Below are 12,320 nucleotides of genomic sequence, written 5' to 3'. Positions count from 1 at the left end.
CGGCGGGACGCTCATGTGAGCGATCACATGGAGTGATGCTAGACCCGCTGGCGGCAATCGTGCCACCGTGCATGTCTCGACTCGGTAACGGCGCGATTCATCGGCGTGCCGCGCCGACGGCGGCCGGAGCGGAGCGGGGCACGGCGGTCGAGCCGCGGACGATGAGCTGCGGGTCGATCGGCGCCGACGCCTCGGGGCGCTCGCCCTCGATCAGGCTCAGCAGTGCTGCCACGCAGCGGCGGCCGAGCTCGGCGAAGTCCTGCCGCACGCTCGTCAGCGGCGGCCAGTAGTAGGCGGCCTCGGGGATGTCGTCGAAGCCGATGACGCTGACGTCCTCCGGGACGCGGACGCCGCGCTCGTGGAACGCGCTCATCACGCCCAGCGCCATCTGGTCGTTCGCGGCGAAGACCGCGGTGACGTCGAGGAGGCGGCTGAGCTCGAGGCCGACGTGGTGGCCGCGCTCAGCACTCCAGTCGCCGAGGATCGGCGGGCGCAGCGGCAGGTTGCGGTCGCCGAGCTCGACGAGGTAGCCGCGCATCCGGGCCTCGGCCTCGATCCAGTCCTGCGGGCCGGAGAGGTGCACGATCTCGGTGTGGCCGAGCTCGATCAGGTGCGCGGTCGCCATCCGCGCGCCGGCCATCTGGTCGACGTAGAGGGCGTCGTCGCGCTCGGCGTCGGTGGTCTGCAGGGTGACGTTCGGGATCCGCAGCGCGACGCCGGAGAGGATGTCGAAGACCCGGATCTGCGGTGCGATGACCACGAGACCCTCGACCGCCTGGTTCAGCAGGTGCCGGATCCCGGCCCGGATGGAGTCGCCGTCGGTGCCGTCCACGTTGGCCGTGACGACCAGGTAGCCGGCGTCGCGGGCCGCGACCTCGATGGCCTGGATGCTCGACGCGGGGCCGAACTGGAGGCTCTGCGAGGAGAGCACGCCGATGGTGCGGGTGCGGCTGGTGACCAGGGCGCGGGCGGCGAGGTTGGGCCGGTAGTCGAGGTCGGCCATCACGTCGAGCACGCGCTTCTTGGTCTCGGCGCGCAGGCTGGGGTGGTCGTTGAGCACGCGGGAGACGGTCTGGTGCGACACTCCGGCCGCCCGGGCGACGTCGTAGATGCTCGGGGCCCGCGGCGCGGGCTTGTCTTCCGGCATCGGGCACCGTGGCTTCCTGTGATCGGGCGGCGCTTCGTCGCGGGGACGCGGGTGCCGCTGCGATGCGGGGCCCGCCCGTCCGCGGGCGCGTGTGAGCACACCTTACGTCTCCCGCGGGGCGGATCCCCCCTCAGGGGGACGCGGGGGTGGGCGGAGGTTCGGCTCGCGGAACGGAGCCGGGCTCGTCGGATCGCGGGGTCGCCGCGTGCCGGGGGCGGTTTCGCGTGCCCGAGGTGAGGCGGGCGCTCAGGCGGGCGGGCTCGGCGCGTCGTCGGGGCCCGTGGCGGGGGCGGCGTGGCGGCCGCGGGTGGCGAGCGAGCCCTCGCTGATGCGGAGGACGCGGTCGGCCGAGGCCTGCACGGAGGCGTCGTGGGTGGCGATCAGGGCGGTCGCCGACTCGGCGTGCACGACCGCGCGGATCAGGTCCATGATCGCCGCGCCGGTCGCCGCGTCGAGCTGGCCGGTCGGCTCGTCGGCGATCAGGAGCCGGGGCGAGGCGGCCAGCGCGCGGGCGATCGCGACCCGCTGCTGCTGGCCGCCCGAGAGCTCGCCCGGCCGGGAGCGGCCGCGGCCGGCGAGGCCGACCAGGTCGAGGAGGTGGGCGACGCGCTCGTCCCGGCGGGCCGGCTCCTCGCGGCGCAGGCGCAGCGGGAGGCCGACGTTCTCGGCGATGGTCAGGTGCGGCAGGAGTCCGAAGGTCTGGAACACGAAGGCCAGGGAGTCGCGGCGCAGGCGCGTGCGGGCCGCCTCGTCCAGGCCGGTGACCGGCTCGCCGTCGAGCAGGACGGTGCCGGAGGTGGGCACGTCGAGACCGCTGATGCAGTTGAGCAGCGTCGTCTTGCCCGAGCCGGAGCGGCCGGAGAGCGCGACGATCTGGCCGCGGGGGATGCGGAACGAGACGTCGCGGAGGGCGGTCACGTCGCCGGCCGGGGTGCGGAAGGTGCGGGTGAGGGACTCGACCACGAGCACGTCGGTCATCGCGGGGTCTCCTCGGTCACGGGGTCGGCGGCAGCGTCGGCGGCGGAGTCCGCGGGCGGCGCGGTCTCGCGGTGCTCGGGCCAGACGCCCACGTGGTCGCCCTCGAGGGTCAGCCGCACCCGGTCCTCGAGCTTCAGCGCGTCGCGGTACTCGGCGGGCAGCTGCAGCCGGCCGACCCGGTCGAGGACGGCGAACTCCTCCGCCGAGGTGGTGGTGCCGCCGCTCGCGTCGAGCTCGTCGCGGCGGAGGGTCTCGGAGGAGATCCGGCCGTCGCGGATGGCGACCGTGTGCTGCACCTGGCCGGCGACGGTGGGGTCGTGGGTGACGATCAGGATCGTGCAGCCGAGCGACTCGTTCACCGCGCGGAGGGCGGCGAAGACCTCGTCGCCGGTGCGGGCGTCGAGCTGGCCGGTCGGCTCGTCGGCCAGCAGGACGCGGGGCGAGCCGGCCAGGGCGACGGCGATGGAGACGCGCTGCTGCTCGCCGCCGGAGAGCGCGGCGGGCCGGCGGTCGGCCTTCTCGGCGAGGCCGAGCATGCCGAGCAGCTCGTGGGCCGTCGCCGCGCGCTCGCGCCGGCCGCGCCCCGCGAGGGCGAGCGGCAGGGCGACGTTCTCAGCGGCGGTGAGGGCGGGCAGCAGGTTCTTCGCGGACTGCTGGCGGACGAAGCCGACGCTCGAGCGGCGGTAGTGGACCAGCTCGGCGCCGCGCAGGGCGGAGAGGTCGTGGCCGTCGAGGCGCGCGCGGCCGGCGGTGGGGGCGTCGAGTCCGGAGAGGATGCCGAGCAGGGTCGACTTGCCGGAGCCGGACGCGCCGACGATCGCCAGGACCTCGCCCTCGCCGACGAGCAGGTCGAGGCCCTGCAGCGCCTGCACCTCGACGCCGCCGGCGCGGAAGACGCGGACGAGCGCGTCGCAGACGATCAGCGCCTCGGCGCCGAACTCGCCGGTGCGGCGGTCGGCCAGAGTGCTCGTGGGGAGCGGTGCGCCGGCAGTGGGCGCGACGTCGCGCCCGGGCGGTCGGCCGATTCGGGCCGTCCTCGGCGTCCTCCCGGTACTGCTCGGGCTCCCTGCGCTGCTGGGACTCATGATTCCTCTCCGGCTCTCAGGATGTCGGCTGTGCGCACGCGGCGCGAGAGCGGGGCGTCGACCGCGAGGGCGAGCGCGAGGGCGGCGGCGGCCGCGCCGAGCAGGCCGAGGGGCAGTGGCCACGGGATCGAGAGGGCCGCGTCGCCGCCGACGAGGGTCTCCACGCCGAAGGTCGGCCAGGCCGCAGTGAGGACGACAGCCGCGGCGATCGCTCCGCCCACGACTCCGCTGAGCACGGCCGGGACCAGCTCGCCGGCCGCCAGCACGAGCCGCGCGCGGCCGGGGACGCCGAGTGCGCTGAGCAGGGCGAGGGTCCCGCCGCGCCGGCGAGCGCCGAGGACCGTGGTGACCAGGAGGGCGAGGACCGCCAGCGCCGTCGTGGCCAGGAGCGAGAGTCCGGTCGCGTCCCCGACGCCGGCGACGAGCGCGCCGTCGCGCTGCCGTTCCAGCACATCCAAGCGGACGATCGTGCCGTTCGGGAGCGCCGAGCGATCGACAGCGCCGACGGCCAGCACCGTGCCGGGAGGCGCAGGGGAGTCGCCGCTCAGAGCAGCGACGGCCGCGGTCAGCGCGTCGCGGTCGACCACGACGACGGAGCTGTCGATCCAGTCCGGTCGCGCCACCGGCTCGCCCGTCACCACGGCGCGCAGCGGCACGTCGTCGATCACGAGCCCGAACGGCTCGGAGCCGAGCGAGGCGGCGAGCCGCGCGTCCACGAGGACGGGCAGGGGCTCGGCGGCGCCCGCCGAGGTGAGGGAGCGGACGGCGGCGGCCGACGCGCGCTGCGGCTGGTCATCGGGCAGCGCCGCGAGCAGGTCCGCGAAGTCGTCGTCGACGCTCAGCACCGTCGCGGTGAGAGAGGCGGTGGGGCTGCGGACCTCCACGGCCTCGAGGGTGCCGATCGCGGCGGCGACCGCTCCGCCAGCGGTGAGGGTCGCGGCGAGCGCGGGGCCGTCGGCGGCGTCGTCGACCCGGACGTCCGCGCCGACGGTGCGCCAGGACAGCGACTCCTGACCCGCCGCGACCGTCTGCAGCAGCACCAGCGAGGTGAGGGCGGCGCTCGCCGCGAGCACCAGGGTGGCGAGGGTCAGCACCGAGCGGCCCTCCTGCGCGCCGGCGCCGGCGAGCAGCGGGCCGGGGCCGCGGGTGCTCGCCGCCGCGCGGCGCAGCGGGGCGAGCACGGCAGCGGGCAGCGGCGCCAGGGCCAGCGCGATCACCGCCGCGCAGAGCACGGGCGCGACGAGGGCGAGCGGGTCGAGACCGGTGCCGGTCGCGCGCGCGCCGCCGCGCAGTGCCGCGACGGCGGTGGCGGCCAGCGCCAGGAGCAGACCGGCTCCGGCGAGGCGAAGGGCGCGGGCCCGGCGCGGCGGCCGGAGCAGCGGGCGCAGCACGGCGACGACGGGAGCGACGACGAGGACGGCGGCGACGGCGATCAGCAGGCTCGGCGACTCCGCGGGTGCCTCGAACGCGGCGGCGGTCGCGACCCCGAGCGCCGCGCCGAGCGCCGTCACGATCAGCGACTCGAGGCCGGCGTGGATCCCGAGCAGGCCGAGGGAGGCGCCGTGCGAGCGCAGCAGTGCGATCTCGGGGCGCCGCCGCCGGGCGAGCGCGGTGCCGGCGAGGCCGGTGACCAGCACCGCGACGCCGAGCAGGCCGGCCGCGAGAGTGGACAGCTGCGCGGTGGCGGCCGCGGCGGCGGGCGGGAGCGCCGCGAGGGCCTCCTCGTAGCCGGACTCCGCGGTGACGCTGAGCGGCGCGCCCTCGGTGAGCGTCGAGGTCGAGGTCTTCAGCGCGTCGATCTCGCGGCGCACGGTCTCGGTCCGCGCCAGGTCGAAGCGCGCCGGATCGATGGTGACCCGGATCGTGCCGACGGCCGGTTCCTGCAGGAGGAGGCCGATCCGGTCGAAGACGACGGGACTCGTCAGGGCGACGACGACGGGCTGCTGCTCGCCGCCGCTCGTGCCGGAGGTGCCGGGCTGCCAGAGGCCGGGCAGGTCGGTCCAGGCGTCGGCGCCGGGGTCGACGGGCTCGACGATGCCGGTGATGCGGAGCGAGGGTCCGCCGCCGCGGGAGGCTCCGTCGATCGCGTCGCCGACCGCGAGTCCGGCGGCGGTGGCGCTCGCCGAGGAGACGACGACCGGGGCGGCGCCGCCCGGATCCTCGGCGGCGGGCAGCTCGCCGGCGACCAGGCGGAGGTCGTCGGCGGCGGCCGGGTCGAGGACGCCGACCCGCACGACGACCGCGCGCGACGGGGTCCGCGCGGGCTCCTCGGGGCCGAGGATCGCGGTGGCGATGCTCCGGGTGACGTCCGCGAGCGGCGCGGGCAGGCGCTCCGGGAGCTCGTCGGCGAAGGCGAGCAGGCGCTCGGAGGTCGTCGTGTCGTAGCCGGAGACGTCGGCGACGGTGCTGAGGAGCCGGAGGTCGGCGTCGGCGCCCGCGGCGCTGACGGCCTCGACCGCCGCGGCGTCGAGGGTGCTGTGCAGCTGGTGCGGCACGGCGACGGCGAGGGCGGCGGTCACGGCGGTGAGCACGAGGATCCCGAGCAGGGCGACGAGGTCGCGGCGGGCGCGGCGGGCGATCAGGAAGGCGGCGGTGCCGATCGCGCGCAGGCCGTCGACGCGCCGGGCGGGGGCGGGGTGCACGGCGGCGGTGCGCTGCTCCGGGCCGGTCATCCGTCCGCCCCCTGCCGCAGCAGCTCGGACAGCGGCAGGCGGCGCTGGGCGAGCGCGAGGGCCGCGGAGACGGCGGCGAGCGCGAGCAGCAGGGCCAGCGGGAGGAGCGACACGGCCTGCCAGGGCACGACCAGGTCGACCGGGCGGCCGCTGGCGCCGGCGGCGAGGCGGCTGCCGGTGAGGACGAGGACGGCCCAGCCGCCCGCGAGGCCGACGAGGACTCCGGCGAGCGCGGTCGCGGCGGTGTCGGCCGAGAGGACGGCGAGCATCCCGCGCCGGGAGAGCCCGATCGCCCGCAGCTGCGCCGCCTCGAGTCGCCGCGCACGGGCGACGGCGGCGGCCCGGGCCGAGAAGCCGGCGAGCGCGAGCAGCAGGCTCGCCCAGACGACGACCGCGGAGGCGGCGGGGATCTCGGCGCGCAGCGGCGCCTCCTGCATCCGGCGGGCGAGGGACGCGGCGGTGACGGTCTGCGGCTGGTCGGCTGTCGATCCGTCCGCCGCCGATCCGTCCGCGGCTGGTGCGTCCGCCACGGTCGCGCCGGCCTCCGCCGACCAGTACTCGTCGACCAGGCTCCCGAAGGCGTCGGCCTGCACCAGCCGGTGCGCGAGGGCGCGGCCGTCGACCACGATCGTCGAGTCGGACCGCGGGCTGGACGGCAGTCCGGCCGCGAGCGACGCCAGGTCGTCGGAGGTCGCGGCTCCGGGAACCTCCGCGGTGTCGCCGACCATGCGCAGCGAGACGGGGGTTCCCGCGACGAAGGCGGTGACCGCGGCCCCCGCCAGGACGTCGAGGTCGTCGGCGAGCGCGACGGGCAGGACCGCGCCGACCGGCTCCTCCGGGTTCCAGCCGACGGCACCGTAGGTGGTCGGCGCGGAGGAGAGCTGGGTCAGGATCGAGAGGCGCACCCCGGTCCCGGTGACGGCGATCTCGGGTGGGCGGCGGCCGGTGTCCTGCCGCGAGCCGGCCCACTCGGCGGCGTCGGCGAGCGCGAGCGGGACCGGCGTGTCCGAGCCCGCGGACAGCGTGGCGAGCGACTCGAGCGAGACGTCGACGGTGACGAAGGTGTCCGTCTCGACGCCGCGCAGGGTCGCGGTGAGGGCGACGAGGCGGAGCGACGCGGCCGGGTCGATCGCTCCGCCAGCGGTGGCCAGCGGCACCGGCTCGGTCGGCGAGGTCAGCGCGCCGAGCGGCAGGATGTCGATCCGCCCGCGCTCGTCCTCGACGGCGGCCGAGACCTGCACCTCGAGCCCGTCCGGCGCGTCGAGGGCGGCGAGCAGCTGGAGACCGGTGGTCCCGGCGGGCAGGGCGGGGCCGGTGTCGACGAGGTCCTCGACGCGCAGCTCCGCGGCGATGTCGGCGCCGCCCGCGAGCGGGACCGGGCCCGATCCCGTGCCGAGCAGCTGCCGGGCCCGGGCGTCGAGGGCGAGGATCTGCGCCGCCGCGCCCGGTCCCTCGCTCGCGAGACCGGGCGGGGTCTCCTTCGCCACCAGGCTCTGCCTTCGGAGCACGGGGGAGCCGTCGGCCGAGACCGACGACCGGACGGGCGAGCCGAGGGCGACCGCGGCCTCGTCGCGGACGCCCTGCTGCCAGGTCGCGCTCGCACCGAGCGCCACGACCGACGCGCCCACGGTGAGCGCGACGAGCACGATCCCCGTCGAGCGGCCGGACCCGCGCGCGGCGAACCAGCCGGCCAGCGGGGCGACGGCGCCCCGCGAGCGGACGGCAAGGGCCGCGACCGGCAGTGCGCACAGCTCCGCCAGTCGCGCGCCGACGACGGCGATCGCGCCGAGCAGCAGGGCGGGGGTGAGGGTGAGCAGGAGGTCGCCGCGCTCGGTGCCGCCGGTCGCTGCTCGCCAGGCCAGCACCGCGGCGACGACGACGAGGACGGCCTGCCCGGCCGCGGCGAGCGGGCTCTTTCCTGCGGCCGGCGCGGCCGGCAGGGCGACGAGGACGCCGACGACGAGCGCCACCGCGGCGGCGCAGAGCAGGGCGGCGGCGTCCGGCAGCACCCAGCGGGGGAGGCCCGCGGCGTCGAGCGGCGGCGCGGAGACGACCAGCGCGTGCAGCAGGACCCCGCCCCACGGGCCGAGCAGGGCGATCACCGCGGCGACCGCGAATCCGTCGACGGCCACCGCGCCCACCCGCTGCAGCGGCGTCGCCCCGCGCTCGCGCAGCCGCTCGATCTCCTCGCGGCGCGCCTCGGCGAGCAGCCCGGTGACGGCGCGGGCGCAGACGATCAGCACGACGGCCAGCAGCAGCGCGACGACCAGGGCGGCGGCGCGGGAGCCGGCGAGGCCGTCGGCCACGTCGTCGAGGGCGGCGGGCAGCTCGGTGTCGACGAAGAGCGAGCCGTTCGGATGCGGGACCGCACGGGCGATCGCCACGTCCGCGTCCCCCGCCGCGGCCCGCAGGTCGGCGAGGCCCTCGACTCCGGTGCTCGGGAACCGCGGGCTCTCGACGGCCTCGAGCTGCGCTGGCACCAGGCCGGAGGCGTCCAGACCATCCGGCGCGGTGATCAGCGGGCCGACGGCGTGCACGGGGTTGTAGAAGGAGCGGTTCGGCTCGGCGAAGTCCTGCGCGTCGCCCTGCGCGAGGAGCGGGTCGTTCTCCCAGTAGGCGGTGGAGTCGCGGGACGCCTCGTAGAGGCCGTCGATCCGGAAGGGGGTGCTATCGCCGAGGGTGATCGTGTCGCCGACGGCGAGCCCCAGGGAGCGGGCGGCGATCTCGGGGAGGGCGACGCCGGGAGCCTCGGTCGGCCAGGCGCCCGCGGTGAGGGCGGCGTCGGTGGCCGGGTCGTCGAGCTCGACGAGGTACGAGTAGACGCCGTCGGGGGTCGTCGCCCACTCGGAGCTCGCCCAGCCGCTGCTCGTCCAGGTGACGTCGCCGCCGTAGGCGTCCCGGGTCGCGATGTCGGCGGCCTCGCGCGCCGCGGCGACGGGGCTGCCGGGGCCGAGGACGCGCACGGTGACGTCGACCCGCTCCGCGCCGAGGGAGGTCAGCGCTCCGCTGACGCCGGCCTGCTCGGACGAGCGTACGAGCAGCAGCGCCCCGCAGAGCACCGAGCCGGCCGCGACTGCGACGGCGAGGACGAGTGCGAAGAGGCGGGAGTGGCTGCGCCAGCGGCGCACGGCGAGCGACCCCGCCCAGGCGGGCAGCGAGCCGGACGCGGTGACGACCGTGCACCTCCATCGGTGAAGCTGGACCAGCGGACGGGACCGCGAGCCGAGTCTAGGGCGGCGGTGGGTGCGCGGGGGTGCGCGGGACCCGTCGTTCTGCGGCGCGGGTCCGGGTGCGCGCCGGGCGGGTGACCTCCGGCTCGCGGAACGCCGTCCGGCTCGTGGAATCGCGCGAATCTCGCATGCCGGAGGTGGTCAACGCGGTCGCGGCGCGGGCGGGAGGGTAGGCGCTCGGCGGCGGGTTGGCCAGCACCTCGCCAGCGGAGCGGGGGCGGACCGACGATGAGGAGAGGCGGTACGCGGATCCTCGAGCACGACCGGAGTCGCGGCCCGCGCCATCCGCACCGCACCGCACCACCGCGGGCGCCGACGAGAGGACGACCGATGGGCTTCTGGGGACAGGACGACGACGACTCGCGCAGGCCGCGCCCGGTCGACGAGCCGCTGGGCGAGCTGGAGCTCGTGCACGAGTTCACGGAGGGGCCGATGCCCACCGGGGTGAGCGTGTCGCACACCGGGCGGATCTTCGTGAACTTCCCGAAGTGGGGCGACGACGTTCCTGCGACGGTCGTCGAGTTGCGGGACGGCGTCGCGGTGCCGTTCCCGGACGAGGCGTGGAACTCGCCCGACGGCGACGACGACGCGGGTGCCCTGGTCTCGGTGCAGAGCATCGTGATCGATCCGGCCGACCGGCTGTGGATCCTGGACACCGGCAGCCCGCTGTTCCAGCCGACGAAGCGCGGCGGCCCGAAGCTCGTCTGCGTCGACCTGGCGACGGACACGGTCGAGAAGGTGATCGTCCTCGAGCCGGACGTCGCACTGCCGACGACCTACCTCAACGACATCCGCTTCGATCTGCGGCGCGGGATCGCCTACATCACCGACTCCGCCGACTCCGGGCCGAACGGGATCATCGTCGTGGACCTCGAGTCCGGCAGCGCCTGGCGCCGGCTGCACGAGCATCCGAGCACGAAGGCGCTGACGCCGCCCGAGCTCGTGCCGATGGCGGAGGGGCGGGTGCTGATGAAGCGGCCGGCCGACGGCGATCCGGAGCCCGTCACGATGGGCGCCGACGGCATCGCGATCTCGGCCGACGGCGAGCGGCTCTGGTACTGCCCGCTCGCCTCGCGGCGCTGGTACAGCGTGGCCACCGACGCGCTGGTCGACCGCGGCGTCTCGGACGAGGACGTCGCCGCGACGGTCGTCGACGAGGGCGACAAGGGCGGCGGCGCGGACGGTCTCGAGACCGACGACCGGGGCCGCTTCTACGCGACCAGCTACGAGAACAACGCGATCGTGCGCCGCCGCACCGACGGCACCATCGAGACGCTCGTGCACGACGAGCGCCTGCTCTGGCCCGACACGATGTCGCTCGCGACCGACGGTCACCTCTACGTCACCGCCAACCAGCTGCACCGGCAGGCCGACTACCAGGGCGGAATGGACCTGCGGACCTACCCGTACTCGCTGTTCCGCCTCGCGGTCGACGCGGGGCCGGTGCTGTTGCGCTGACCGGCGACGCGATGCCGGCCCCGGAGAGGACTGCGCCGGTCGTGCGCCGAATCATGCCGGTCGCGCGCCGAACCATGCCGGTCGCGCGCCGAAACATGCTGGTCGCGCGCCGACACATGCTGGTCGAGTAGCCGTCCGCAGGACGGCGTATCGAGACCCCGCGTCCGCAGAACGGCGGATCTCGATACGCCCGCTGCGCGGGCTACTCGATCAGCATGAGGAGACCCGCGAGCTGCTCGATCAGCAGGCCGCGGCCGCTCAGGCGGCGCCGGCCGCCCGGCGCACCAGCCCGGCGACCGTCGCGCGGGTCGCGTCGTCCGCCGCGGTGAGCGCGTAGGACGTCGGCCAGATCGTGCCGTCGTCGAGCTGCGCGCCGTCCTGGAAGCCGAGGGTCGAGTAGCGGGTGCCGAACTTGGCGCCCGGCTGGAAGAAGACGATCGCCTTTCCGTCTCCGCGGGCGTAGGCGGGGAAGCCGTACCAGGTCTTCGGGAGCAGCTCGGGCGCCTCGGCGGCGACGACGTCGTGCAGCATCTGCGCGATCGGCCGCTCGACGTCGGTCATCGCGGCGATCGCCGCCTCCGCGTCCGCCTTCTCCGCGGCGGCCTTGTCGGCACTCTTCTGCCGCTTCGCCTCCTCGCGCAGCTCGGCGGCGCGCTGCTTCATCGCGGCGCGCTCCTCCTTCGTGAAGCCGTCGGCCATCGGAGTCTCCTTCTCGCGGGCCCGGGTGGTCCGCCGCGGCTCATCGTGGCAGTCGCCCGCGGTCCCGGCAATGCCCGCGGTCCTCGGGTGCTCAGCAGGCGTGTCGGACGCCGCCGGTAGCGTGGACGGATGCGCCTCCTCCTGATCCGCCACGGCCAGACCTCCTCCAACGTCGACGGCATCCTCGACACCCGCATCCCCGGACCCGGCCTCACCGACCTCGGCCGCCGCCAGGCCGCGGCGCTGCCGACGACGCTGGCCGACGAGCCGATCGCCGCGCTGTTCGTCTCGACGATGCAGCGCACGCACGAGACGGCCGCGCCGCTCGCCGCCGCACTCGGGCTCGAGCCGGTGGAGCGTGCGGGCATCCGCGAGATCGCGGCGGCCGACCTCGAGATGCGCGGCGACGAGGCCGCTGTCGAGGAGTACATGGGCACCGTCTTCCGCTGGGCCGCCGGCGACACCTCGCTGCGGCTGGCCGGGGGCGAGACGGGCGACGAGTTCGCCGCCCGCTACGACGCGGTGGTGGCGGAGGCGGAAGCGACCGGCCACGACGTCGTCGCGCTGGTCAGTCACGGCGCCGCGATCCGCTGCTGGGCCGGGATGCGCTCGCTCGACCTCGACGCGGACTTCATCGCCGAGCACCTGCTCGACAACACCGGCGTCGTGATCCTCGAGGGCTCGGGCGCGGAGTGGTCGCTCGTCTCCTGGGAGGGCGAGCCGATCAGCGGCGTCGGCGTCGCGGCCCCGTCGGGGCCGGCGGGCGAGACGACGGACTGACGCTCCCTGCCGGTCGAGCAGCCGGCCGGAGGCCGGCGTATCGAGACCCGCCGTCTGACGGTGGTGGATCTCGATACGCCGCGCTTCGCGGGCTACTCGATCAGCATGAGCGGTCCGCTGTGCGGGTCGGCTCGATCGACATGAGCGGTCCGCTGCGCGGGCCGCTCGATCATCCGGGCGCAAGCGGGCATCCGCGGGTAACGATCGGGCAACGGTTCGGAAACCGCCTCTGACCAGCACCGACTCGGTGGATAGCCCGGCTCTGCACCGC

8 protein-coding genes are annotated in these 12,320 nt (G+C 76.1%); 2 read left to right on the top strand and 6 right to left on the bottom strand.

Annotation, left to right across the window (positions count from 1 at the left end):
* Positions 1-97 precede the first annotated feature (97 nt).
* From HQQ86_RS09635 to HQQ86_RS09615, 5 genes are all read right to left on the bottom strand, one after another.
* Complete coding sequence (locus HQQ86_RS09635) at positions 98-1,147, bottom strand: LacI family DNA-binding transcriptional regulator (protein WP_173287900.1); 1,050 nt, start codon at positions 1,145-1,147, stop codon at positions 98-100.
* 246 nt (positions 1,148-1,393) lie between these two features.
* On the bottom strand, positions 1,394-2,125 hold the full coding sequence (locus tag HQQ86_RS09630; protein ID WP_173287898.1) for an ABC transporter ATP-binding protein: 732 nt from the start codon (positions 2,123-2,125) through the stop codon (positions 1,394-1,396).
* Entirely contained in the window at positions 2,122-3,210 is a 1,089-nt protein-coding gene (locus HQQ86_RS09625) for an ABC transporter ATP-binding protein (RefSeq protein ID WP_173287897.1), read from the bottom strand. Before HQQ86_RS09625 ends, HQQ86_RS09630 begins: the two co-directional genes overlap by 4 nt.
* Positions 3,207-5,882, bottom strand: a complete 2,676-nt coding sequence (locus tag HQQ86_RS09620) for a hypothetical protein (protein ID WP_173287896.1) — start codon at positions 5,880-5,882, stop codon at positions 3,207-3,209. Before HQQ86_RS09620 ends, HQQ86_RS09625 begins: the two co-directional genes overlap by 4 nt.
* Positions 5,879-9,010: an FtsX-like permease family protein gene (locus HQQ86_RS09615; protein ID WP_173287895.1), complete on the bottom strand. Its 3,132-nt coding sequence runs from the start codon at positions 9,008-9,010 to the stop codon at positions 5,879-5,881. The genes HQQ86_RS09620 and HQQ86_RS09615 overlap by 4 nt, the downstream gene beginning before the upstream one ends.
* Before the next feature lie 432 nt (positions 9,011-9,442).
* On the opposite strand from HQQ86_RS09615, the gene HQQ86_RS09610 reads away from it, so the two are divergent.
* A complete protein-coding gene (locus HQQ86_RS09610) occupies positions 9,443-10,570 on the top strand; it encodes an L-dopachrome tautomerase-related protein (protein ID WP_173287894.1) in 1,128 nt (375 codons plus the stop codon).
* A gap of 258 nt (positions 10,571-10,828) precedes the next feature.
* On the opposite strand, the gene HQQ86_RS09605 is transcribed toward HQQ86_RS09610, so the two are convergent.
* Positions 10,829-11,269 carry a hypothetical protein gene (locus HQQ86_RS09605; protein WP_173287893.1) on the bottom strand — a complete coding sequence of 147 codons (441 nt, stop codon included), beginning with the start codon at positions 11,267-11,269 and terminating at the stop codon, positions 10,829-10,831.
* Between the two features lie 129 nt (positions 11,270-11,398).
* On the opposite strand from HQQ86_RS09605, the gene HQQ86_RS09600 reads away from it, so the two are divergent.
* Positions 11,399-12,049 (top strand): histidine phosphatase family protein, encoded by a 651-nt coding sequence (locus HQQ86_RS09600; RefSeq protein WP_173287892.1) that lies wholly within the window; start codon positions 11,399-11,401, stop codon positions 12,047-12,049.
* Positions 12,050-12,320 lie beyond the last annotated feature (271 nt).

Origin of the sequence: Rathayibacter sp. VKM Ac-2857 (assembly GCF_013205025.1) — a bacterium.
GTDB lineage: Bacteria > Actinomycetota > Actinomycetes > Actinomycetales > Microbacteriaceae > Rathayibacter.
The sequence above is the reverse complement of the archived record's forward strand: the minus strand, read 5'-3'. Positions and strand labels throughout refer to the sequence as shown.